Annotated in this window: 17 protein-coding genes, 2 tRNA genes, 3 rRNA genes and 1 pseudogene; 5 read left to right on the plus strand and 18 right to left on the minus strand. The window is 53.6% G+C overall.

The genetic code is table 11. The features are described 5' to 3' along the window. Positions 1-5: 5 nt before the first annotated feature. Positions 6-1,655, minus strand: a complete 1,650-nt coding sequence (gene ilvG / locus K6K13_RS22350; protein ID WP_222158904.1) for an acetolactate synthase 2 catalytic subunit — start codon at positions 1,653-1,655, stop codon at positions 6-8. Between the two features lie 140 nt (positions 1,656-1,795). Further along, a complete protein-coding gene (locus K6K13_RS22355; protein WP_195314403.1) occupies positions 1,796-1,894 on the minus strand; it encodes an IlvGEDA operon leader peptide in 99 nt (32 codons plus the stop codon). A gap of 349 nt (positions 1,895-2,243) precedes the next feature. On the opposite strand from K6K13_RS22355, the gene K6K13_RS22360 reads away from it, so the two are divergent. Continuing rightward, positions 2,244-3,773: a YifB family Mg chelatase-like AAA ATPase gene (locus K6K13_RS22360; protein ID WP_222158905.1), complete on the plus strand. Its 1,530-nt coding sequence runs from the start codon at positions 2,244-2,246 to the stop codon at positions 3,771-3,773. A gap of 45 nt (positions 3,774-3,818) precedes the next feature. Here K6K13_RS22360 and K6K13_RS22365 read toward each other — a convergent pair whose 3' ends face one another. Further along, positions 3,819-4,157, minus strand: a complete 339-nt coding sequence (locus tag K6K13_RS22365; protein ID WP_222158906.1) for a MaoP family protein — start codon at positions 4,155-4,157, stop codon at positions 3,819-3,821. Between the two features lie 120 nt (positions 4,158-4,277). On the opposite strand from K6K13_RS22365, the gene hdfR reads away from it, so the two are divergent. Further along, positions 4,278-5,102, plus strand: coding sequence for an HTH-type transcriptional regulator HdfR (gene hdfR / locus K6K13_RS22370; RefSeq protein ID WP_222158907.1), 825 nt, complete (start codon positions 4,278-4,280; stop codon positions 5,100-5,102). Positions 5,103-5,116: 14 nt separating this feature from the next. Here the strand turns inward: hdfR and yjfF are convergent, their stop codons facing one another. From yjfF to K6K13_RS22415, 9 genes and pseudogenes are all read right to left on the minus strand, one after another. Beyond that, entirely contained in the window at positions 5,117-6,079 is a 963-nt protein-coding gene (gene yjfF / locus K6K13_RS22375) for a galactofuranose ABC transporter, permease protein YjfF (RefSeq protein WP_222158908.1), read from the minus strand. Beyond that, positions 6,079-7,089: a galactofuranose ABC transporter, ATP-binding protein YtfT gene (gene ytfT / locus K6K13_RS22380; RefSeq protein WP_222158909.1), complete on the minus strand. Its 1,011-nt coding sequence runs from the start codon at positions 7,087-7,089 to the stop codon at positions 6,079-6,081. Before ytfT ends, yjfF begins: the two co-directional genes overlap by 1 nt. After that, positions 7,070-8,596: pseudogene (gene ytfR, locus K6K13_RS22385) on the minus strand (galactofuranose ABC transporter, ATP-binding protein YtfR). Before ytfR ends, ytfT begins: the two are co-directional and overlap by 20 nt. A gap of 109 nt (positions 8,597-8,705) precedes the next feature. After that, positions 8,706-9,662, minus strand: coding sequence for a galactofuranose ABC transporter, galactofuranose-binding protein YtfQ (gene ytfQ / locus K6K13_RS22390; protein WP_222158910.1), 957 nt, complete (start codon positions 9,660-9,662; stop codon positions 8,706-8,708). 401 nt (positions 9,663-10,063) lie between these two features. Then, positions 10,064-10,179, minus strand: a 5S ribosomal RNA gene (gene rrf / locus K6K13_RS22395). A 122-nt stretch (positions 10,180-10,301) separates the two neighbouring features. Then, positions 10,302-13,209 (minus strand): 23S ribosomal RNA (locus tag K6K13_RS22400). 172 nt (positions 13,210-13,381) lie between these two features. Further along, positions 13,382-13,457, minus strand: a tRNA-Ala gene (locus K6K13_RS22405). Between the two features lie 103 nt (positions 13,458-13,560). Beyond that, a tRNA-Ile gene (locus K6K13_RS22410) sits at positions 13,561-13,637 on the minus strand. Between the two features lie 75 nt (positions 13,638-13,712). After that, a 16S ribosomal RNA gene (locus K6K13_RS22415) occupies positions 13,713-15,254 on the minus strand. The 16S, 23S and 5S rRNA genes sit together here with 2 tRNA genes alongside, the layout of an rRNA operon. Before the next feature lie 619 nt (positions 15,255-15,873). Between K6K13_RS22415 and purH the strand changes: the two genes are divergently transcribed. Beyond that, entirely contained in the window at positions 15,874-17,463 is a 1,590-nt protein-coding gene (purH, locus tag K6K13_RS22420) for a bifunctional phosphoribosylaminoimidazolecarboxamide formyltransferase/IMP cyclohydrolase (RefSeq protein ID WP_222158911.1), read from the plus strand. 17 nt (positions 17,464-17,480) lie between these two features. Continuing rightward, positions 17,481-18,770, plus strand: a complete 1,290-nt coding sequence (gene purD, locus K6K13_RS22425; protein WP_222158912.1) for a phosphoribosylamine--glycine ligase — start codon at positions 17,481-17,483, stop codon at positions 18,768-18,770. A gap of 73 nt (positions 18,771-18,843) precedes the next feature. On the opposite strand, the gene K6K13_RS22430 is transcribed toward purD, so the two are convergent. The 6 genes from K6K13_RS22430 to nudC form a co-directional block, all read right to left on the minus strand. Then, the gene (locus K6K13_RS22430) at positions 18,844-19,494 is read right to left on the minus strand and encodes a DUF1481 domain-containing protein (RefSeq protein ID WP_350338144.1); all 651 of its coding nucleotides are present in this window, start codon (positions 19,492-19,494) and stop codon (positions 18,844-18,846) included. A 73-nt stretch (positions 19,495-19,567) separates the two neighbouring features. Beyond that, on the minus strand, positions 19,568-19,840 hold the full coding sequence (gene hupA / locus K6K13_RS22435) for a nucleoid-associated protein HU-alpha (RefSeq protein WP_195316323.1): 273 nt from the start codon (positions 19,838-19,840) through the stop codon (positions 19,568-19,570). A 186-nt stretch (positions 19,841-20,026) separates the two neighbouring features. Beyond that, positions 20,027-20,617, minus strand: coding sequence for a YjaG family protein (locus K6K13_RS22440; RefSeq protein ID WP_222158914.1), 591 nt, complete (start codon positions 20,615-20,617; stop codon positions 20,027-20,029). Positions 20,618-20,712: 95 nt separating this feature from the next. Further along, a complete protein-coding gene (nfi, locus tag K6K13_RS22445) occupies positions 20,713-21,387 on the minus strand; it encodes a deoxyribonuclease V (protein ID WP_222158915.1) in 675 nt (224 codons plus the stop codon). Between the two features lie 41 nt (positions 21,388-21,428). Continuing rightward, entirely contained in the window at positions 21,429-22,493 is a 1,065-nt protein-coding gene (gene hemE, locus K6K13_RS22450) for a uroporphyrinogen decarboxylase (RefSeq protein WP_222158916.1), read from the minus strand. A gap of 80 nt (positions 22,494-22,573) precedes the next feature. Then, on the minus strand, positions 22,574-23,347 hold the full coding sequence (gene nudC / locus K6K13_RS22455) for an NAD(+) diphosphatase (RefSeq protein ID WP_222158917.1): 774 nt from the start codon (positions 23,345-23,347) through the stop codon (positions 22,574-22,576). Positions 23,348-23,455: 108 nt separating this feature from the next. On the opposite strand from nudC, the gene rsd reads away from it, so the two are divergent. Beyond that, positions 23,456-23,920, plus strand: coding sequence for a sigma D regulator (rsd, locus tag K6K13_RS22460; protein ID WP_222158918.1), 465 nt, complete (start codon positions 23,456-23,458; stop codon positions 23,918-23,920). Positions 23,921-24,086: the final 166 nt, after the last annotated feature.

Raw genomic sequence — 24,086 nt, forward strand, 5'->3', positions numbered from 1 at the left:
TGCCATTATTCGGTACGTTCCAGCATGGTTTCATTCCCGGCACCCGGTGGAACCAGCGGCCAGACGTTTTCCAGTTCATCGATAGAGACATGCAGCAAATACGGCCCATCACTGCTCAACAGGGCATCCAGCGCGGCATCGATCTGATCTTTTCGGGTTATGCGTTGCCCTGGGATACCAAATGCGCTCGCCAGGGTCAGAAAATCGGGGTTATCGGAGAGGTTGGTTTCGCTATAACGTTCATTGAAGAACAACTGCTGCCACTGTCGAACCATGCCTAACCGTTGGTTATCCAGCAGCACGATTTTTACCGGCAACTGTTTTCGTTTGATGGTGCCAAGCTCTTGCACGTTCATCATGAAAGAGCCGTCACCGGAAATACACACCACGGTATCGTCAGGGCGGGCTACCTGCGCGCCAACCGCCGCTGGCAAACCAAATCCCATGGTGCCTAACCCGCTGGAGGTAATGAAATTTTCCGGACGGGAAAAACGCATGTGCTGCGCAGCCCACATCTGGTGCTGGCCGACATCGGTGGTGATCACCGTTTCCGCCGGTTTGCGTTCAGACAGGGTTTTTAACAGTGCGGGCGCATAAATGGCTTCACCCGGATGATCGTAACGCCACGGGTATTCGGCCTTCAGCGCGGCCACCTCTTGACGCCAGGCGTCAATCGCCAGCGGCTGGGCCAATGCGGGCAACAGCGTGTTCAAATCTCCCGGCAGCGCCACGTTCGCCTGACGCAGTTTACTCAATTCTGCCGGATCGATATCCAGATGGATAACCGCTGCATGCGGCGCAAACGCATTCAGTTTACCCGTCACGCGATCGTCAAAACGCGCACCGACGGCAATCAGCAAATCACACGCCTGCACCGACAGGTTGGCCGCTTTGGTGCCGTGCATGCCCAACATGCCGAGGTAGTGCGGATGCTCGGCATCAATGGCCCCCAATCCTTTCAGCGTAACGACGGAGGGAATACCCGTCTCGGCAATGAACGCGCGCAGGGTAGGCACCGCCTGTGCCATGCCCACACCGCCGCCGGCGTATAACATCGGTTTTTTCGCCGCTGCCAGCATGGCGCGCGCTTGTTCGATGGCCTGCTTGGGGAAATCCGGCTGGCTATCATCAACCGGCGTAAACTGCGGGGCTATCTCACTGATGGCCAACTGAATGTCTTTTGGGATATCCACCAGCACCGGGCCGGGACGGCCGCTGCTGGCGATGGCGAAGGCTTCCGCCATGATCTCAGGCAGCGACTCCAGCGAATCCACCAGGAAGCTGTGTTTGGTACAGGCCAGCGACAGACCCAGCACGTCGATTTCCTGAAACGCATCAGTACCGATCAGCGGTGAAGCCACCTGGCCGGTAATCGCGACTACCGGCACGGAATCCAGCAGCGCATCCGCCAACCCAGTGATCAGGTTAGTGGCACCGGGACCAGAGGTGGCAATACACACGCCCACCTTGCCGGTCGCCCGGGCATAACCGAGCGCCGCCATGGCAGCGCCTTGTTCATGACGGCACAACAGGTGCTCAACGCCGCCGTCGTAGAGTGCATCGTAAACCGGCATGATCGCGCCGCCCGGATAACCAAACACGGTATCGACACCTTGCGCCCGCAACGCTTGCACCACCCATTGAGCCCCATTCATAGTTTATTTCCCCGACGCTGTCGGGGAGAAACAGGATTTTATGCTGTAAGACATACTCCACTCCCTTCTGTAGTTTTTACCGCCCAACAAAAAACCCCCGACCTTACGGTGCGGGGGTTTTTTGAATTACGGCTTGATTTTTAAGCCATTCTTCGTCTCAGCGACGCCCCGCACGGTGGGTTAATAATCACCACCACGCTAATAATGACTAGGCTAATCACGAGGGAGAACGCTTTCATAAATGGTTTGTTCTGTCATCACAGTCGAACGAATACCTACAGAGTTACCACAGACTTAACGCCACTGACAATATTTTTTTTCCACGGCACGATGGAAGCCAATGAAAAAATCCGCGTTAAAGGCAAATTAATTATATAGATATAAACAATTATTCATATTGTGCTTTTTCTTCGGACTTTTACCGACGACGTCATCGATTCACGCAAAAGCTGCAAGCCAGCGCCCATTCCAGAGTAAATACATTGTATGGCAATCGTCTTTGTGCGAGCCGTTGCTGATAACCTTGTTTTTATACTGCCGCTCAGGCTCAGGATGGCGCACGCTGCCGGGATTAACAGGAGGGAGCGTATGTCGCTGGCTGTTACCTATACGCGCGCAATGATTGGCATTCAGGCCCCTTGCGTGACGATCGAAGCCCATATCAGCAATGGCTTACCCGCGCTGACGCTGGTTGGTCTGCCGGAAACGACGGTTAAGGAAGCACGGGATCGGGTGCGCAGCGCACTGCTCAATGCCGGGTTCACCTTTCCCGCCAAACGAATCACCGTCAATCTCGCCCCGGCGGATTTGCCCAAGGAGGGGGGATGCTACGATCTGCCCATCGCGCTATCGATTCTGGCAGCCTCAGAGCAGATTTGTGGCAAGGCGTTAGCGCAGTATGAGTTTCTGGGTGAATTAGGGTTATCCGGGGCGCTGCGCGCGGTCACCGGCGCGATCCCGGCAGCCATCGCGGCTGGCAAGGCAGGCCGCCAGCTTATTTTGCCACTGGCTCATCAGCAGGAAATGGCGCTTATCGGGCACGGCGACGTACTGCTGGCAGAACACCTGAATGCGGTGTGTGCCTTTTTGCACAGCGGTGAACCGTTGACTGACAGTCAGCCGATTGACGTTCATCCCTCTACCTTCGCCAATAGCCCGGACCTGGGGGATATTATTGGGCAAGAGCAGGGAAAACGGGCGCTCGAAGTCACCGCCGCCGGAGGCCACAACCTGCTGCTGATGGGCCCCCCCGGCACCGGAAAAACCATGCTGGCCAGCCGTCTTGCCGGGCTATTGCCCCCGTTGAGCGATGAAGAGGCGCTGGAGGTCGCAGCCATTAACAGCCTGGTGAGCGCGGCGGATACCGCACTCGGCTCATGGCACACTCGCCCCTTCCGAGCACCGCACCACAGCGCATCCATGACAGCACTGGTGGGCGGCGGCACGCTGCCAAAGCCGGGGGAAATTTCACTGGCGCACAATGGCATCCTGTTTCTCGATGAGTTACCCGAGTTCGAGCGGCGCGTACTGGATGCCCTGCGGGAGCCGTTAGAGGCCGGTGAAATCGTGATTTCCCGCACCCGGGCCAAAGTGAATTATCCCGCTCGCGTGCAGCTGGTCGCCGCCATGAACCCGAGTCCATCCGGGCATTATCAAGGTATCCATAATCGCCTGCCGATACAGCAGATCCTGCGCTATCTGGGAAAACTCTCCGGGCCGTTTCTCGACCGATTCGATCTATCGATTGACGTTCCGCTACTGCCCCCCGGAACGTTGCACAAACAGGGGCGACAGGGAGAACGCAGTGCCTACGTTCGAGCGCGCGTATTGGCGGCGCGAGAGAGGCAACTGGCACGTGCGGGGAAGATCAATGCGCGCCTGACACCGCCGGAAATGGATATTCACTGCCGCTTGCACGAAGAGGATGCCGTCTGGCTGGAAGCGTTAATGACCAAGCTGGAGCTGTCTGTGCGCGCCTGGCACCGCATTTTGAAGGTAGCGAGGACCATCGCCGATCTGGCGCAACAGTCCGATATCCAGCGCGACCATTTGGCGGAGGCGATCAGTTATCGCTGCATGGACAGGCTACTGCGCCGCTTACACCGCGATTTAGGGTAAAGCACAGGCATAAAAACGGGGCCATTGGCCCCGCGAGTGAAGAACTTAATCGTCGCTATCAGTGTATTCTTCCACCGCATCCATCTGCGGCTTACCGCCTGACAGCGTGTGGAAACGCTTCGGACGACGAATACGCGCAACATATTTGGCCCAGGTTTTTTCCATGTCCGTGGACGCATCACGCTCACCGCGGCACATGGCGACGAATTGACTCTCTTCCTCGGTCACCGGTTGGCGTTTACCCAAGTCGAGCTCATTCAGCGCATAACCATAGCGCTCCAACATCTGGGCCTCTTTAATGGTGAAGTCACCGTGACGAGAGAAGCCGCGTGGGTAGGATTTATTATCAAAAAAACGATTCGTTGTAGAGAAGCTTTCCGCCATCTTACACGCTCCTAATTCTTTTATGGTCGTGCTGTTTATGGCGCGGAGTATTAGATAGGCTTGACATTCTGTAAAACAAAACATTTAAATCATCATGACAAATTTTTTTTGGAGATGAGCGTGGATACCGAATTACTGAAAACCTTCCTGGAAGTCAGCAGAACACGGCATTTTGGGCGCGCCGCAGAATCGCTCTATCTGACCCAGTCGGCGGTCAGCTTTCGTATTCGCCAATTAGAAAATCAACTTGGTGCAAATTTGTTCACTCGCCATCGCAATAATATTCGCCTGACGCCAGCAGGCGAGCGGTTGTTGCCCTACGCAGAGAGTCTGATGGGCACCTTGCAACTGGCCAAAAAAGAGGTCGCACGCTCACAGCAGCACCAGTTGCTATCGATTGGTGCGACGGCATCGCTGTGGGAAGCCTACCTGACGCCCTGGCTGCAAACATTGTATCAACAGCGCCCGCTGCTTCAGCTTGAAGCGCGCATCGCACAGCGCCACTCTCTGGTGCAGCAGTTACACGAACGGCGGTTGGACCTGCTGATCACTACCGAGCAGCCCAAAATGGAAGAGTTAACCAGCCATCTGTTAGGAAACTTCTCTTTGGCGTTGTTCGCCACACAGGATGAGGAACAGACCGAACGGCCTTTCATCAAACTGGAATGGGGCGCGGATTTTCATCAACATGAAGGGCGGTTATTGAGTAACGAACAGCTTCCCATCCTGACCACCACCTCAGCGCACCTGACGCGCCAGCTATTACTGACTACCGGCGGCTGTGCCTTTCTGCCGCGCCATTGGGAAAAAACCTATCCGCTGCTTTACGTACAGCAGCATACCCCACCGGTGATCCGCCCGCTGTACGCCGTTTGGCTGCAAAACAGCGACCAGCAGGCGCTAATTCGTCAACTGCTTAAAACCCCTATTGCCGATATGTTGTGAGCCGCGTAGCGCCGTCAGGCGCGTTTGGCGACCCAAAATGCGCTAAGTCCTTTCTGCAAGACGATAAAGGTAAACAGCAGGATGCCAATAACGATCTTGGTCCACCAGGAACTGAGGGTGCCATCAAAGGTGATATAGGTTTGAATCAGCCCTTGAATCAGTACCCCAAAGAAAGTGCCCAGCACCGTTCCCACGCCGCCCGTCAGGAGCGTGCCGCCAATCACCACCGCTGCAATCGCATCTAACTCTACGCCGCTCGCTGCCAGCGCGTAACCCGCGGAGGTATAGAGCGAGAACACAATTCCAGACAATACTGCCAGCGTGCTGGAAAGCATGTAGATCTGAATGGTGGTTTTTCTCACGCGCACCCCCATCAGCTCCGCTGACGTGATATTGCCGCCAATGGCGTAAACGCGATGACCAAAACAGGTGCGGTGCGCCAAGACCATTCCGACAATCACCGTCATCAGCATAATCAACGCCAAAAAGGTCAGACTCTCACCGCCGGGCATGCGCCACGCCAATCCAGCAAGCTGTTGATATACTGGGTGTTCAATCGGGATAGACTCCTGAGAGACAATAAAACTCATGCCGCGAACAAAGAACATACCGGCCAGCGTGATGATAAACGCAGGCAGTTTCAGGGTGTCGATAATCCACCCCATTAGCGCACCGAATGCCGCCCCCATCACCAGCGCCAGCGCAATGGCATAGCCGGGGTGCATGCCATAGGTGCCAATCAGCTTGGCTAACAGTACACCGGTAAAAGCGATCACCGAGCCGACGGAGAGATCGATCCCTCCGGAGAGAATCACAAAGGTCATACCGACAGCGACGATCCCGATAAAGGCATTATCCGTCAGCAGGTTGAAGAACACACGCGTGGATGCAAACCCCGGAAACTGACTCAGGCAAAACAGATAGCCGACGATAAAAACACCCAGCGTAATCAACAGCGGAATATTTCGTTTCAGCATTATTCGTGCCTCCGCAACAGGCGGCGCAGCGAGAAACGCGGAGACTGCATAATCAGCACCGCCAACACCACCAACGCCTTGAGCACCAGATTGAGTTCAGGACGGTATCCTGCCAATAGAATACCGGTATTCATACTTTGAATAATCAAAGCCCCAACCACGGCAAGCAGCAGATTAAACCGCCCACCGAGCAAGGAGCCACCGCCTATCACTACCGCCAGAATGGCATCCAGTTCAAGCCACAAACCGGCATTGTTGGCATCCGCACCACGAATGTCGGCCGTAATAATCACACCCGCCACCGCCGCGCAGATACCGCAGATGACATAGACGGAGATCAAGATCAGGCGCGTGCTGATGCCCGCGTTTCTCGCCGAGCGAACGTTGATACCCACAGCTTCGATAAATAATCCCAACGCGGTTTTGCGCGTCAGTAACCAGAGCAGAAGCAGCATGGCACAGGCGATAATCACCGGCATCGGCAGGTAGAACAGCGAGCCGCTGCCCAGATGTGCCAGCGCAGGATGTGCGAAGGTAATAATCTGCCCTTCGGTAATCAACTGTGCGACACCACGACCAGCTACCATCAGCATCAAGGTCGCTACAATGGGCTGGATCTGTAACACGGCGACCAGAAAGCCATTCCACAGCCCACACACGGCACCGGTGAGCACAGCCGTCAGTAAAATCACTGGTAACGTATGCCCTTGCGCCGCAAGACTCGCTGCCGTGGCACCGGCTATCGCCATCACTGCCCCTACCGAGAGGTCAATACCGCCGGTGGCGATCACCAGCGCCATGCCCAAGGCCAGCAATGCGACCGGAGCGCCGCGATTCAGGATATCGATCAGGCTGCCGAACAAGCGTCCATCTTGCACATGCAGCGAAAAGAAGTTGGGCGCTACCAGGCTATCGATTAACAGGATGACCACCAACGCCGCAATCTGTGGTAGCCCTTTACTGACGCCGAAGCGCACCCGCCGCACGGGTTTAACATGGCTGTCCGTCATGCGTACCTCCTGGTTGTAATGCAATGGCTTGCATCACGGCAGCAACGGAAATCTCCTGATGCGCCAGATGTGCCACCTGCTTTCTGTCGCGCAACACAATGATGCGATCGGCATACCCGGTCAGCTCTTCCAGCTCAGAGGAGATAACCAGCAGCGCCATACCACGCTCACACAGCTTCTCTATCAAACGAATGATCTCGGCATGGGCACCCACATCAATACCGCGCGTCGGTTCATCAAGAATAAGAAAACGAGGTTCTGTCGCCAGCCAGCGCGAGAGCAACACCTTTTGCTGATTGCCACCAGAAAGATACTGAATTTCCTGTTCAGGACTCGGCGTTCGTATCCCTAATCGCTCAATAAACATTTCTGCAATGCGGGTTTGCTCTTTTAACGCCAGCGGACGTAACCAACCACGCTGGGCCTGCAACGCCAGAATAATGTTCTCTCGAACAGTCGCTGAACCCACGATGCCTTCGGTTTTACGATCTTCAGGGCAATAACCAAATCCCAGTTTACCCGCCTTGCGTGGGCTGCGAATGGAGACGGGCTGGCCATCAACCCTGGCTTCGCCGCTATCCGGCGTTTTAATGCCAAAGATAAGCTGTGCGGTTTCTGTGCGACCCGATCCCAGCAATCCAGCCAGCCCGACGATTTCGCCCGGCGCAACGGACAAATCAAAGGGATCAACCATATTACGACGGCCATAGCCACGGAATTCGACCAAAGGATCGCCGGTTTCAGTTGCATGGGCTGAGCGCTTCAATAGCGATTCATCAAAACTGTGGCCCAGCATCATCTGTACCAAATCGATACGTGGCAACGCCGCCGTCATTTCACTGCCCACCAGTTTGCCGTTGCGCAACACGGTGATGCGATCGCTAAGGCGATAAACCTGATCGAGAAAGTGGGTGACAAAAATCATGCCCACACCGTGCTCACGCAAATGGGACAGAATGCCGAACAGCATGTCGACCTCATTTGCATCCAGACTGGCAGTAGGTTCATCAAGGATCAGCACTTTGGCGGAAAGATCGACCGCGCGAGCGATAGCAATGATCTGCTGAATGGCGATCGAGTAATTGCCTAAAGGATCGGTAACCTCTATCTGTAGCCCGTAGTAGGCGACAATTTCTCTGGCAAGCCGCGCCATTTATTTCTGATCAATCATGCCGAAGCGCAAGGGCTCCCGGCCCAAAAACAAATTCGCAGCCACCGACAGATTGGGTAATAGATTGACCTCCTGGTAAACGGTACCGATACCTAAGGATTGTGCGTGTGCCGTGTTTAACGGATCGATAGCGTTACCTTCGAGAAAAATTGCTCCTGCTGAACGCCGATAAACCCCGGTCAATGCTTTTATCAGCGTCGATTTTCCCGCGCCGTTTTCACCCAGCAGGGCAACAATTTCCCCTTTGCGTAGCGTGAAATCGACGCTGTCCAACGCTTTAATGCCAGGAAATTCGACGCTCATTCCCTGGATGTCCAACAGCAATTCAGTGTCCATCAGACTCACCTATGCCACTTGCGTTTGGGTGTTGGTCAAAACACAACCTTATTGATTACGCCTAAAACATCAGGTAACGATGGCGCATTGCACGCCATCGTTATCAGGCTTAATAACCAAGGTCTTTTTTGGACTGGTATTCCGCTTGCGCCGTATCCGGCAATAATAATCTTGATTCCGTTTGAATAAATTTCTGCGGCTGCTTCCCTTCTTTTTTCAAGGCAATTAACGCATCAAATGCCGGACCCGCCATATTTGGCGTCAGCTCTACTGTGGCATTTGCTTCACCGTCGATCATTGCTTTAAAAATATCGGGAACAGCATCGATAGAAACCACTTTAATTTGCGAGCCCGGTTTTAATCCGGCCTCTTTAATAGCCTGAATGGCACCGATCGCCATGTCATCGTTATGGGCATAAACCGCACAGATATTCTTGCCGTTCTGCTCCGCTTTGATGAAACTTTCCATCACCTCTTTACCCTTACTACGGGTAAAATCGCCTGATTGCGAGCGGATGATCTTCACATTCGGAGAAGCCGCAATGCCGTCAACAAACCCCTTTTTGCGGTTTATTGCGACGCTCGACCCCACCGTGCCTTGCAGTTCAACAACGTTACAGGGCTGGCCTGCCACATCCTTCAGCAACCATTCGGCTGCAACCTTACCTTCGTAGACGCTGTCAGAAGCAACCGCAGCGGTATACAGGGAGGGATCGTTAACATCGATCATACGGTCCAACAGGAATACCGGTATTTTTGCTTCCTTGGCTTCCTGAAGGACTGGCGTCCAGCCTGTTGCGACCACAGGCGCGATAAAAATAGCATCAACGCCTTGTGCAATAAACGATCTTACTGCCTTGATCTGGTTCTCTTGTTTCTGTTGTGCATCCGCTATTTTTAAGGTGATACCCCGTTTTTCTGCTTCTTGTTTAGCGACTTTGGTTTCAGCAGAGCGCCATCCCGACTCGGAACCGATTTGAGAAAACCCTACGGTGAGCGCCGAAGCCTGTGTTGCGCCACATAATGCTGTAGCGACAGCCATTGCGACCAGTAAACGCCTGTACATAATCTACTCCTTTATGAGCAGCCGACAGCTTTTTGGCTTGTTTGCAGGTTTTAACCCCACGTCAATACGTGCAGGTTGTACAGAGACACGACATGCACCTGACATTTTTATCAGGGCTTATCTGTTTTAGTCGAAATAGTGACGACGCGGGATGAGCAAGCTCACAACCTGGTATTACGATAGGTTTGTACATAATTACAGCTAATTCATTCAGCCATTTTCAGGCCTTTGCCGCAGGAGGAGGGACAAATTAATACATATAAACTGTATGGGATTATGTGCGTGTTACGATTAAAAAACGCTATATAACCAAAAAGCACGCACAGCAAAAAGGGCTGTCCTTTCGGACAGCCCTTTCGCTACTTTTTATCATCAGACATCGTCTGATAATCGATATAAAAACCTGGCAGTTCCCTACTCTCACATGGGGAAGCCCCACACTACCATCGGCGCTACGGCGTTTCACTTCTGAGTTCGGCATGGGGTCAGGTGGGACCACCGCGCTATCGCCGCCAGGCATATTCTGTTTCATCTCACCCGTCCTTTCGAGCCAGCAAGACCAATCTGTCAACAAGCTGAATTACGAGTAACGATTCTCTTCATCACCACTCACAACCACCAAAACATCTTCGGCGTTGTAAGGTTAAGCCTCACAGGTCATTAGTACTGGTTAGCTCAATGCATCGCTGCACTTACACACCCAGCCTATCTACGTCGTCGTCTTCAACGGCCTTTTAGCGTCCTCTAGGGACAAGGGAGAACTCATCTCGGGGCAAGTTTCGTGCTTAGATGCTTTCAGCACTTATCTCTTCCGCACGTAGCTACCGGGCAATGCCATTGGCATGACAACCCGAACACCAGTGGTGCGTTCACTCCGGTCCTCTCGTACTAGGAGCAACCCCCCTCAATTCTCCAACGCCCACGGCAGATAGGGACCGAACTGTCTCACGACGTTCTAAACCCAGCTCGCGTACCACTTTAAATGGCGAACAGCCATACCCTTGGGACCTACTTCAGCCCCAGGATGTGATGAGCCGACATCGAGGTGCCAAACACCGCCGTCGATATGAACTCTTGGGCGGTATCAGCCTGTTATCCCCGGAGTACCTTTTATCCGTTGAGCGATGGCCCTTCCATTCAGAACCACCGGATCACTAAGACCTACTTTCGTACCTGCTCGAGCCGTCACTCTCGCAGTCAAGCTAGCTTATGCCTTTGCACTAACCTCCTGATGTCCGACCAGGATTAGCTAACCTTCGTGCTCCTCCGTTACTCTTTGGGAGGAGACCGCCCCAGTCAAACTACCCACCAGACACTGTCCCCAGCCCAGATCATGGGCCCAGGTTAGAACATCAAACATTAAAGGGTGGTATTTCAAGGTTGGCTCCATGCAGACTGGCGTCCACACTTCAAAGCCTCCCACCTATCCTACACATCAAGGCTCAAGGTTCAGTGTCAAGCTATAGTAAAGGTTCACGGGGTCTTTCCGTCTTGCCGCGGGTACACTGCATCTTCACAGCGAGTTCAATTTCACTGAGTCTCGGGTGGAGACAGCCTGGCCATCATTACGCCATTCGTGCAGGTCGGAACTTACCCGACAAGGAATTTCGCTACCTTAGGACCGTTATAGTTACGGCCGCCGTTTACTGGGGCTTCGATCAAGAGCTTCTCCTTGCGGATAACCCCATCAATTAACCTTCCAGCACCGGGCAGGCGTCACACCGTATACGTCCACTTTCGTGTTTGCACAGTGCTGTGTTTTTATTAAACAGTTGCAGCCAGCTGGTATCTGCGACTGCGCAAAGCTTCAGGAGTAAATCCCTACACCTCGCACAGCGTGCCTTCTCCCGAAGTTACGGCACCATTTTGCCTAGTTCCTTCACCCGAGTTCTCTCAAGCGCCTTGGTATTCTCTACCTGACCACCTGTGTCGGTTTGGGGTACGATTCAATGTTACCTGATGCTTAGAGGCTTTTCCTGGAAGCTGGGCATCTGTCACTTCAGTACCGTAGTACCTCGTCATCACGCCTCAGTGTTAACAGTGACCCGGATTTATCAAAGTCACCCACCTACACGCTTAAACCGGGACAACCGTCGCCCGGATGACATAGCCTTCTCCGTCCCCCCTTCGCAGTAACACCAAGTACAGGAATATTAACCTGTTTCCCATCGACTACGCCTTTCGGCCTCGCCTTAGGGGTCGACTCACCCTGCCCCGATTAACGTTGGACAGGAACCCTTGGTCTTCCGGCGAGCGGGCTTTTCACCCGCTTTATCGTTACTTATGTCAGCATTCGCACTTCTGATACCTCCAGCAAACCTCACAGTTCACCTTCAACGGCTTACAGAACGCTCCCCTACCCAACAACGCCTAAGTGTCGCTGCCGCAGCTTCGGTGCATGGTTTAGCCCCGTTACATCTTCCGCGCAGGCCGACTCGACCAGTGAGCTATTACGCTTTCTTTAAATGATGGCTGCTTCTAAGCCAACATCCTGGCTGTCTATGCCTTCCCACATCGTTTCCCACTTAACCATGACTTTGGGACCTTAGCTGGCGGTCTGGGTTGTTTCCCTCTTCACGACGAACGTTAGCACCCGCCGTGTGTCTCCCGTGATAACATTCTTCGGTATTCGTAGTTTGCATCGGGTTGGTAAGTCGGGATGACCCCCTAGCCGAAACAGTGCTCTACCCCCGAAGATGAATTCACGAGGCGCTACCTAAATAGCTTTCGGGGAGAACCAGCTATCTCCCGGTTTGATTGGCCTTTCACCCCCAGCCACAAGTCATCCGCTAATTTTTCAACATTAGTCGGTTCGGTCCTCCAGTTAGTGTTACCCAACCTTCAACCTGCCCATGGCTAGATCACCGGGTTTCGGGTCTATACCCTGCAACTTAACGCCCAGTTAAGACTCGGTTTCCCTGCGGCTCCCCTATACGGTTAACCTTGCTACAGAATATAAGTCGCTGACCCATTATACAAAAGGTACGCAGTCACACCCATAAAGAGTGCTCCCACTGCTTGTACGTACACGGTTTCAGGTTCTATTTCACTCCCCTCGCCGGGGTTCTTTTCGCCTTTCCCTCACGGTACTGGTTCACTATCGGTCAGTCAGGAGTATTTAGCCTTGGAGGATGGTCCCCCCATATTCAGACAGGATGTCACGTGTCCCGCCCTACTCATCGAGCTCACAACCTGTGCATCTTCGTGTACGGGACTATCACCCTTTACTGTGCGACTTTCCAGACGCTTCCACTGACACACAAGCTGATTCAGACTCTGGGCTTTTCCCCGTTCGCTCGCCGCTACTGGGGGAATCTCGGTTGATTTCTTTTCCTCGGGGTACTGAGATGTTTCAGTTCCCCCGGTTCGCCTCATGCCACTATGTATTCATGACATGATAGTGCAACGAATTGCACTGGGTTTCCCCATTCGGGTATCGTCGGTTGTAACGCTTCATATCAGCTTACCGACGCTTTTCGCAGATTAGCACGCCCTTCATCGCCTCTGACTGCCTAGGCATCCACCGTGTACGCTTATTCACTTAACCTCACAACCCGAAAATGTTTCAGGTGTGAAAGCTTGAGAGAATCACAATAGTAGTAGTGAGCCACTATTGCTCGTTTCAATTTTCAGCTTGTTCCAGATTGTTAAAGAGCAAAATACTTCGCAGCATACTGTCAAACAGTACACTCTGAAGTATTGGGTATCGATACGGTAAATGGTGGAGCTATGCGGGATCGAACCGCAGACCTCCTGCGTGCAAAGCAGGCGCTCTCCCAGCTGAGCTATAGCCCCATCGAATGTTAGACCTTTGCCAAATCGTTTTTGAGCAAGGCGTGAAATGACGACGCATACACCAGTATGCGAGTTGTTTCACAACGCAGCACAAGAACGATTTTGGTAGGCCTGAGTGGACTTGAACCACCGACCTCACCCTTATCAGGGGTGCGCTCTAACCACCTGAGCTACAAGCCTATAAGGTCTTCTAACCGCTCGATTTCTTTCATCAGACAATCTGTGTGAACACTTCACAAGATCAGTATCATTAGGTAAGGAGGTGATCCAACCGCAGGTTCCCCTACGGTTACCTTGTTACGACTTCACCCCAGTCATGAATCACAAAGTGGTAAGCGCCCTCCCGAAGGTTAAGCTACCTACTTCTTTTGCAACCCACTCCCATGGTGTGACGGGCGGTGTGTACAAGGCCCGGGAACGTATTCACCGTAGCATTCTGATCTACGATTACTAGCGATTCCGACTTCATGGAGTCGAGTTGCAGACTCCAATCCGGACTACGACGTACTTTATGAGGTCCGCTTGCTCTCGCGAGGTCGCTTCTCTTTGTATACGCCATTGTAGCACGTGTGTAGCCCTACTCGTAAGGGCCATGATGACTTGACGTCATCCCCACCTTCCTCCAGTTTATCACTGGCAGTCTCCTTTGAGTTCCCGGCCGAACCGCTGGCAACAAAGGATAAGGGTTGCGCTCGTTGCGGGACTTAACCCAACATTTCACAACACGAGCTGACGACAGCCATGCAGCACCTGTCTCAGAGTTCCCGAAGGCACTAAAGCATCTCTGCTAAATTCTCTGGATGTCAAGAGTAGGTAAGGTTCTTCGCGTTGCATCGAATTAAACCACATGCTCCACCGCTTGTGCGGGCCCCCGTCAATTCATTTGAGTTTTAACCTTGCGGCCGTACTCCCCAGGCGGTCGATTTAACGCGTTAGCTCCGGAAGCCACGCCTCAAGGGCACAACCTCCAAATCGACATCGTTTACAGCGTGGACTACCAGGGTATCTAATCCTGTTTGCTCCCCACGCTTTCGCACCTGAGCGTCAGTCTTCGTCCAGGGGGCCGCCTTCGCCACCGGTATTCCTCCAGATCTCTACGCATTTCACCGCTACACCTGGAATTCTACCCCCCTCTACGAGACTCTAGCTTGCCAGTTTTGAATGCAGTTCCCAGGTTAAGCCCGGGGATTTCACATCCAACTTAACAAACCGCCTGCGTGCGCTTTACGCCCAGTCATTCCGATTAACGCTTGCACCCTCCGTATTACCGCGGCTGCTGGCACGGAGTTAGCCGGTGCTTCTTCTGCGAGTAACGTCAATAAGCAAGGTTATTAACCTTACTGCCTTCCTCCTCGCTGAAAGTGCTTTACAACCCGAAGGCCTTCTTCACACACGCGGCATGGCTGCATCAGGCTTGCGCCCATTGTGCAATATTCCCCACTGCTGCCTCCCGTAGGAGTCTGGACCGTGTCTCAGTTCCAGTGTGGCTGGTCATCCTCTCAGACCAGCTAGGGATCGTCGCCTAGGTGAGCCATTACCCCACCTACTAGCTAATCCCATCTGGGCACATCTGATGGCACGAGGCCCGAAGGTCCCCCGCTTTGGTCTTGCGACGTTATGCGGTATTAGCTACCGTTTCCAGTAGTTATCCCCCTCCATCAGGCAGTTTCCCAGACATTACTCACCCGTCCGCCGCTCGTCACCCAAAGAGCAAGCTCTCCTGTGCTACCGCTCGACTTGCATGTGTTAGGCCTGCCGCCAGCGTTCAATCTGAGCCATGATCAAACTCTTCAATTTAAAGTTTGATTTGCTTCTGCAAGAGAAGCGATGCTCAAAGAATTATTACTGTTAGTTCGTAATGAATTAACTGTTGTTCACTCTTCAAGACTTTTATTTTTTAAGCCCGTAGGCTTTACGATAAAGTCCTGTGAGTGCCCACACAGATTGTCTGATTAATTGTTAAAGAGCGTTGCCACATCAACCGTGGCGCGGGAGGCGTATATTACGCTGCACCGCTGAAAAGTCAACGTTAATTTTTCAATTTCGCGTTCGGCTTTCCTGTTTTACTTCTTACTGTTACCACAACCGCGTGTCGCTGTTGCCGTGTCAGTGGAGGCGCAGTATAGGGATTTCCGCGCAGCCTGCAATAGGTATTTTGAATAAAATTGACTGTTTGCTGAATTCCACAGCAAAACCCCGCTTTATACCCACTTTTGCACAATGTTATCCACAAATGAGATTCTCCCTAAAATTAGACGAGCATCACGCAAACGTTTTCGCTACAATTCTCCCGCGCAAAATTACCGCACAAGAACAGAATAGGAATGCGGTTTTATCCAGATAAAGGATAAAAACAGCAAAACTGCATTCATATACTGTTCTTTTATGCCTATCCAAAGCCAAGGGATACATCACCATGTCACAACCTCGTCCTATCCGCCGCGCTTTACTCAGCGTTTCTGACAAAGCCGGTATTGTCGAATTTGCTCAGGCGCTTTCTCAACGTGGCGTGGAGCTGCTGTCCACTGGCGGTACTGCCCGCCTGTTGGCTGATGCGGGCTTGCCCGTCACTGAAGTGTCCGACTACACGGGCTTCCCAGAGATGATGGATGGTCGCGTTAAAACCCTGCACCCGAAAGTACACGGCGGGATCCTGGGTCGTCGCGGCACGGATGACGCCATCATGGCAGAACATGACATCAGCCCCATCGATATGGTAGTGGTAAACCTCTATCCCTTCGCGCAAACGGTAGCTCGCCCCGATTGCTCCCTGGCTGATGCCGTCGAAAATATCGATATTGGCGGCCCGACCATGGTGCGCTCCGCCGCCAAGAACCATAACGATGTCGCTATCGTGGTAAAAAGCAGTGACTACACTGACATCATCAATGAAATGGATACCAATGCGCACTCTCTGACGTTGGAAACCCGCTTCAATTTGGCGATTAAAGCTTTTGAACACACCGCAGCTTACGACAGCATGATCGCCAACTACTTTGGCACCCTGGTTCCGCCTTACCATGGTGAGACCGATAAGCCGGCCGGCCACTTCCCGCGCACGCTGAACCTGAACTTCATCAAAAAGCAGGATATGCGTTACGGCGAGAACAGCCATCAGCAGGCTGCCTTCTATATTGAAGAGACGCTGAAAGAGGCCTCTGTTGCGACAGCAGAACAGTTGCAGGGCAAAGCACTGTCCTACAACAATATTGCCGACACCGATGCGGCGCTGGAGTGCGTAAAAGAGTTCGCCGAACCGGCCTGCGTTATCGTGAAACACGCCAACCCCTGTGGCGTTGCTATTGGCGAGTCGATTCTGGCGGCCTACGAACGCGCCTACAAAACTGACCCTACCTCTGCGTTTGGCGGCATCATCGCGTTTAACCGCGAACTGGACGAAGCCACCGCGCAAGCGATCATCAGCCGTCAGTTTGTGGAAGTGATCATCGCGCCTTCAGCCAGTGCGGCGGCCTTGAAAGTCACTGCGGCAAAACAGAACGTGCGCGTCCTCATTTGCGGCCAATGGCAGCAACGCGTTTCCGGGTTGGATTTCAAACGCGTCAACGGCGGCCTGCTGGTACAGGATCGCGATCTGGGCATGGTTGATGCGAGCCAACTGCGCGTTGTCACAGCGCGTCAACCGACAGCAACCGAACTGCGCGATGCACTGTTCTGCTGGAAAGTCGCGAAGTTCGTCAAATCCAATGCCATCGTCTATGCCCGTGATAATATGACTGTCGGCATCGGAGCAGGACAAATGAGCCGCGTCTATTCCGCAAAAATCGCGGGCATTAAAGCCGGCGATGAAGGATTGCAGGTTGAAGGCTCCGTGATGGCTTCCGATGCATTCTTCCCGTTCCGTGACGGTATCGATGCCGCCGCCGCCGTTGGCATTACCTGTGTGATTCAGCCGGGGGGTTCCATTCGTGATGACGAGGTTATCACCGCCGCTAACGAACACGGCATTGCTATGATCTTCACCGACATGCGCCATTTCCGCCACTAATTCAGGATATGACACAGATGAACATTTTAATCATTGGTAATGGCGGGCGCGAACATGCGCTGGCGTGGAAAGCCGCCCAGTCGCCGCTGGCAGATAATGTGTATGTCGCGCCCGGCAATGCAGGTACGGCACGCGAACCTGCGCTGCAAAACGTGGCGATCTCCGCTACCGATATTCCGGCGCTGGTTGCTTTTGCCCAGGAAAAACAGATTGGTTTAACCATCGTCGGTCCGGAAGCACCGCTGGTGATTGGCGTGGTTGATGCTTTCCGCGCCGCGGGTCTGACGATTTTTGGCCCGACGCAGGCGGCTGCACAGTTGGAAGGCTCCAAGGCCTTTACCAAAGATTTCCTGGCGCGTCAGCAGATCCCGACCGCGTTCTATCAGAATTTCACCGAGGTTGAGCCTGCGCTGGCCTATGTGCGCAAGCACGGCGCGCCTATCGTTGTAAAGGCTGACGGTCTGGCGGCGGGCAAAGGCGTTATCGTTGCCATGACGCAGGAAGAAGCGGAAAGTGCGGTTCAGGATATGCTGGCAGGCAATGCGTTTGGCGATGCCGGGCACCGTATCGTCATCGAAGAGTTTCTGGAAGGTGAAGAGGCCAGCTTTATCGTCATGGTCGACGGCGATAACGTATTGCCCATGGCCACCAGCCAGGACCACAAACGGGTTGGCGATAAAGACACCGGTCCGAACACGGGCGGTATGGGCGCATACTCTCCCGCTCCGGTGGTGACCGATGAGATTCACCAGCGCGTGATGGATCAGGTGATTTGGCCGACAGTGCGCGGCATGAAGGCGGAAGGAAATACCTATACCGGTTTCCTGTATGCCGGATTGATAATCGATGACGCGGGCCAGCCTAAGGTGATCGAATTTAACTGCCGCTTTGGCGATCCGGAAACGCAACCGATCATGATGCGCCTGCGCTCGGATCTGGTGGAGATGTGTCTGGCAGCCTGTGCAGGCAAACTGGATCAGACAACGTCTGTCTGGGATGAGCGTCCCGCGTTAGGCGTGGTGATCGCGGCAGGCGGTTATCCCGGTGACTACGCTTCCGGCGATGTCATCAGCGGATTACCGCAAGAAGAAGCGGAAGACAGTAAGGTGTTTCAGGCTGGCACCGCACTGCGTGGCGATGACGTCGTCACCAGCGGTGGACGCGTACTGTGCGTAACCGCCCTGGGTAGCACTGTCGCGCTGGCGCAGCAGAAAGCATATGAGGTTGCCAAAGATATCCGCTGGAATGGCGGTTTCTACCGCAACGATATCGGCTATCGCGCCATTGCACGCGAGCAGAATCAGTAAGCACTGCCAAAACAAAAAAGCCGGAGCGATCCGGCTTTTTTATTGATACGCCACGGGTTGTCAGACGTCTTCACTATTCGCTGAGAAATGGCTTCCACTGGCACAAATCTTCCTCAGCCACCAGCAGCAGTTGCGTACCCGCAGGGGCATCCAACCACGCCACGCGCTGCGTGACCTCAGGGCGGTGCTGTCGCTGTTCCGCTATCCATCTCAGCGAAAGCCTATCAAAATCAGGGCTGACATTTTGTCCATCGCAGGTGAGTACGCGATTGCCCTGTAGCAACCCCTGACGCAGTTTCACACTGCCAGTGCGTAACACCTCGCTGAGTTCCAGCACCCGCTTGGCATCAAACTGAAACAGCGCAATCTCATCGCCAGAAACGCTTTCACGCCGATCATCGAGTTGCCGTTGCATAAAACTCACCGTGCCGTCATCGGCAAATCGAAGATGGAGACTTTCCGGATGGGCGCCGCGATAACTGCGTTTTATTTCACGCAGGTGATCCTGAACAAACAGGTAGCGCGTTTCTACCCCGTGGCGATCGGGCCACAGATTATCATCCTGCAACGCATTGGAGAGTGTCACTAACTGTGTGCTGTGCTGTTGGCTATCATCTTTGCGCCACACGCGCACCACCGCGCGATCGCCGACATAGCCGGTGGCGAAGGTCGTTGGCGGTGGCGAGTGACTGGAGCAGGCGGTGAGCAATCCGGCAATAGCCACCGAACCCAACCTGCGCCACAAAAGCAAAAGGGGCGCTAACGCCCCTTTGCTTGAATCCTTCACTGGCATTCGCTTATTTAACAGCGTCTTTCAGTGCTTTGCCCGCAACAAATGCCGGGACATTCGCCGCAGCGATTTTGATTTCTTTACCCGTTTGCGGGTTGCGGCCAGTGCGCTCGTTACGATGGTTCACTTTAAACGTACCAAAACCCACTAATTGTACTGCATCGCCTGCTTTCAGAGACTCAGTTACCGCGGCCAGAGTGGCTTCTAACGCTGTTTTAGCCTGAGCCTTGGACAGGTCAGCTTTGTCTGCAATCACATCAATCAGTTGAGTCTTATTCATAAGTTATCCTTACAGTGTGTTTATCGCTTGCTTAGCATCGAGTGCGACGGATATGCTCAAAAGCACTCTCCTGCATACACGCACCGACAGCCACTTTTTTTACGCCCCCCAAATGTAGACCAGACAGGGGGCGGATGTGAAGCCCTTCAACTTGTCATTTAGGGCCTTAAATCACGTTTTATCGCCTTATTGGCCTAAATTTATGCCAATATTGCTGCTCCCAGCTTCCCGCAGGTCGGCGCGCAGCCCTTTAATCAATTCCAAATCACGCTCTTCACACGCCGCCAGCAATCGAAAAATCTCCCACTGAATATCCCATTCTTCTTCGATAGCGGGCAGCGTGTAGAGTTCTTCGTCCGTCATTTCACGACCAGCTTGCGTCATTTCCAGCATCGCTACCGTGCGAATGGAGGTTTCGCTAATAGCAATCGCATGCTCGAGCGTGGCACCACTCAGTTGCGAATGAATGAGTTCACCCAATGCAATGCACGCGTCAATGGCCGGATAGACACCGTATAAATCGTAATCATCCGCGGAGGGAATAGCGTCTTCCCATTTCTCCAACTGGCTGTCGAAATTAACTTTGGCCTCTTTCACCACCAGCACTTCCCACACCAGATCGAGGATGCGTCGATACAGCTGCGCATCACCAAACTCGGTCTGGCGGCAGAATTCATAATAGTTCGGATACATCCGCTCGCAAAGGCAAGCCATAAAAGTCACATGCTGCCAGCTTTCCAGCTTCTCCAGCCGCAGGTGAATCGGATTACGTAACATCGTCGACGCTCATTATTTTTAATGGCAGGCAGTGTACCTGAAAATTTTGCCTTGCCCTATGCCTGAATTCTTAAACTTACCGCATCCCGCCTGCGTTATTGCGGATTTTCACGCAGCCAGCGTTGAAAGGCTGGCCGCTGTGAGGCAACGGCGTCCGCCCAACGCGTAGGTTCGGGTAAACGATAGCCCTGCTGGCAGCGTTTTACCCACATCAGCGCGCTGTTCAGGCTCACCCGATGGCCGGTTGAGATAAACAGCGGATTACAGCGTGCCTTGCTACGCCACACCCAGCCAATCTGTTCGTCATGATCCATCAGCGCGCTTTGGCTGCCGGGTGCTTCAGAAAGTGGGGCACTCTGACCACACAGCCGTTTTTTAGCCACGCCAATGGTTGGGACATCCACCAATAACCCAAAATGGCTGGCAACGCCCAACCGCCTGGGGTGTGAAATGCCGTGACCGTCAACAAACAGCAAATCAGGCTTCTGCACCAACTTTTCCCACGCTGCCAACAGGCCAGGACACTCACGAAAAGAGAGCAACCCCGGCACATAGGGCATTACCGTCGGGATACGGGCAATCTGGAACTCAACCAACTGAAGTGAAGGGTAGTGCAATATCGCAATCGCCGCTCGCGTCACCGCCCCCTCTTGTTCGAACCCAACATCAGCCCCGCCAATAAACCTAGGCTCGGCAAAGGGCAGGCTGTCAACATGCACGATCTCCTGCGCCCGCCGTTTCTGCTCCGCTTTCAACGCTTGCGTATCCATCAGCCTACCCCTTAAGGCGCGTTCAATCCTGATGATGGCGATTATTGATGAAACGGGCGCGACAAGCGATGCACCGCATCCACAAAAGCACCGGCATGTTCCGGTGGCACATCCTGATGAATCCCATGCCCCAAATTGAACACGTGCCCATTCCCCTGACCAAACGCGGTCAAAATCGTCTCGACTTCTTGCTCGATACGCGCTGGCGGTGCATAGAGCATTGATGGGTCCATATTGCCTTGCAGCGCCACCTTGTCCCCAACCCGCGCCCGCACCTCACTGATATCCGTGGTCCAATCCAGACCCAGCGCATCGCACCCTGTCGCGGCCATCGCCTCCAGCCACTGGCCGCCGCCTTTGGTAAACAGCGTTACCGGCACGCGCCGCGCCTCATGCTCACGCAGCAGACCATCCACAATTTTGTGCATGTAATGCAGTGAAAACTCACGGTAGTCGCGCCCGCTCAGCGCGCCGCCCCAGGTGTCGAAAATCATCACCGATTGAGCACCGGCCTTGATCTGCGCATTCAAATACAGAATCACGCTGTCAGCCAGCTTATCCAACAGCAAGTGGAGCGTCTGTGGCTCAGCAAACAGCATTTTCTTGATAACCGTAAACGCTTTACTGCTGCCGCCTTCCACCATATAGGTTGCCAGTGTCCAAGGGCTACCGGAAAAACCGATCAATGGCACAGCACCCGCCAGTTCGCGGCGAATGGTGCGAACCGCATCCATCACATAGCCCAGCTCCTGCTCAGGATCGGGAATTGGCAAGCGCGCCACATCCGTAGCGTTCCGAACCGGATGGGTAAAACGCGGTCCTTCCCCGGTTTCGAAATAGAGCCCTAATCCCATGGCATCCGGCACGGTGAGAATATCGGAAAACAGGATGGCGGCATCCAGCGCATAGCGCCGCAGCGGTTGCAGCGTGACTTCGCAAGCCAGCTCTGGATTTCTGCACAGCGACATAAAATCACCCGCCTGTGCGCGCGTTGCTTTGTACTCTGGCAGATAGCGGCCTGCCTGGCGCATCATCCATACCGGCGTAACATCAACGGGCTGGCGCAGTAGCGCGCGCAGATAGCGATCATTTTTCAGGTCTGGCATGCGATGTCCTTTTGTCATCCTGAGAGGGGTCAAAACGCGATAACGAAACGATTGGCGCGAAGTGTAGCACGCCAACAGCGCTATTCCTGCCCATCACGGCACAGTACCACAGTGTCTTCAATCAAACGTCGCGCGACCGTACCCGGCGGCGGGAGAATTGGCAGTTGATCGTAGCGGAACCAGCCCGCATCGCGGAGTTCTTTGGGATCGTGGCGCAGGTCGCCGTCGGCATACTCCGCCATAAACGCCATCATCAGCGAATGCGGGAACGGCCATGGCTGCGAGCTGATGTAGCGCAGATTTTTAATACGAATATTGCTCTCTTCCATCACTTCGCGGGCAACGGCCTGTTCGAGGGTTTCGCCCACTTCCACAAACCCCGCCAGCACGGTATACATATTGCCACGGTGACGCTGATGCTGCGCCAGCAAGATCTCGTCGCCACGCCGGATCGCCACGATCACGCACGGGGCGATTTGCGGGTAGTAGCGCTCTTTGCAGTGCGGACACAAGCAAGCCAGTTCCGTTTTGCTGTGCACCATTTTCTGACCGCAATAGCCGCAAAACTGGTGCGAACGATAAAACTCGGCCAGTTGTACACCGCGACCGGCCAGTTGAAACAGTGCCACGTCTTCATCCAGCAGTTGCCGCACAGAATCCATGTGCGACGTTTTCTGGTGGCTGACCAGCCACACGCATTCTCCCTGCCACTCCCCTATCTGGCGCCCAACAATGCCTTCCAATCCGCACTGTACTGCCGTGCCATGCGGGAGTTTCCCTTCAGGCAGCCACACTTGACCCTCATGGCTGACCACCCACCATCCATGCTCATCACCTTTTAATGTTTGTTCCATATCTTTTCTATTGCTCCACAGACACTTCACTGGCATTTTAACTGTCAGGGATATGGCAGAATTTCATCGTCACCGATTGTTCTTTCTTATCAATGCACGAAGTCATCAATGTTAAACCAATTACAAAGTCTGACTGAGTACGTTGGTGGCAATAATGCGTTAATCGACCAATGGCTACAAGCGCGCAAGCAACTTCTGGTTGCCTATTACCATCTGGTCGGCATTAAGCCAAACAAAGATAAACACACCCCGCTCGATGAGCAGGCCCTGGATGATTTTTGCCACAACCTTGTGGACTATCTTTCCGCCTGCCATTTCCATGTCTATGAGCGCATCTTGCAAGAGGCGGTCGCACTGAGCGATCAAAAGCTGGCGCAAACGCACCGTCTGGCACTGGCGTTGCAGGCCAACACACAATTCATTATGGATTTCTACGACAGCAGTCTGGCGACCGCTATCGATCACGATAACTGCATTGAGTTTCAGCAAGCGCTGTCAAGCGTCGGCGAAGCCATGGCGGAACGCTTTGCATTGGAAGATCGACTGATTCGTCTGGTCATTGATAAAGAATAACGCCATCGCCCCACCTTACATTTTGACAGTGTCTCTCAGACGTCCTAAAGTGTCAGGGTTTTATTAACCTCATGGTAATGAGGTTATTGCCTGGTAAGCAGCCACTGTGCTGACTATACCCTAAATAATTCGAGTTTCAGGAAGGCGGCAAGTGAATGAATCCCGA

Source organism: Symbiopectobacterium purcellii (genome assembly GCF_019797845.1).
Taxonomy (GTDB): Bacteria; Pseudomonadota; Gammaproteobacteria; order Enterobacterales; family Enterobacteriaceae; genus Symbiopectobacterium; species Symbiopectobacterium purcellii.

What these genes read in the sequence shown, in the direction of transcription:
- purD (WP_222158912.1), top strand. Translation starts at nt 17,481, where the DNA reads ATGAACATTTTAATCATTGGTAATGGCGGGCGCGAACATGCGCTGGCG.
- K6K13_RS22440 (WP_222158914.1), bottom strand. Translation starts at nt 20,617, where the DNA reads ATGTTACGTAATCCGATTCACCTGCGGCTGGAGAAGCTGGAAAGCTGG.
- hupA (WP_195316323.1), bottom strand. Translation starts at nt 19,840, where the DNA reads ATGAATAAGACTCAACTGATTGATGTGATTGCAGACAAAGCTGACCTG.
- nfi (WP_222158915.1), bottom strand. Translation starts at nt 21,387, where the DNA reads ATGGATACGCAAGCGTTGAAAGCGGAGCAGAAACGGCGGGCGCAGGAG.
- yjfF (WP_222158908.1), bottom strand. Translation starts at nt 6,079, where the DNA reads ATGCTGAAACGAAATATTCCGCTGTTGATTACGCTGGGTGTTTTTATC.
- ytfQ (WP_222158910.1), bottom strand. Translation starts at nt 9,662, where the DNA reads ATGTACAGGCGTTTACTGGTCGCAATGGCTGTCGCTACAGCATTATGT.
- K6K13_RS22355 (WP_195314403.1), bottom strand. Translation starts at nt 1,894, where the DNA reads ATGAAAGCGTTCTCCCTCGTGATTAGCCTAGTCATTATTAGCGTGGTG.
- rsd (WP_222158918.1), top strand. Translation starts at nt 23,456, where the DNA reads ATGTTAAACCAATTACAAAGTCTGACTGAGTACGTTGGTGGCAATAAT.
- ytfT (WP_222158909.1), bottom strand. Translation starts at nt 7,089, where the DNA reads ATGACGGACAGCCATGTTAAACCCGTGCGGCGGGTGCGCTTCGGCGTC.
- K6K13_RS22360 (WP_222158905.1), top strand. Translation starts at nt 2,244, where the DNA reads ATGTCGCTGGCTGTTACCTATACGCGCGCAATGATTGGCATTCAGGCC.
- hemE (WP_222158916.1), bottom strand. Translation starts at nt 22,493, where the DNA reads ATGCCAGACCTGAAAAATGATCGCTATCTGCGCGCGCTACTGCGCCAG.
- purH (WP_222158911.1), top strand. Translation starts at nt 15,874, where the DNA reads ATGTCACAACCTCGTCCTATCCGCCGCGCTTTACTCAGCGTTTCTGAC.
- K6K13_RS22365 (WP_222158906.1), bottom strand. Translation starts at nt 4,157, where the DNA reads ATGGCGGAAAGCTTCTCTACAACGAATCGTTTTTTTGATAATAAATCC.
- ilvG (WP_222158904.1), bottom strand. Translation starts at nt 1,655, where the DNA reads ATGAATGGGGCTCAATGGGTGGTGCAAGCGTTGCGGGCGCAAGGTGTC.
- nudC (WP_222158917.1), bottom strand. Translation starts at nt 23,347, where the DNA reads ATGGAACAAACATTAAAAGGTGATGAGCATGGATGGTGGGTGGTCAGC.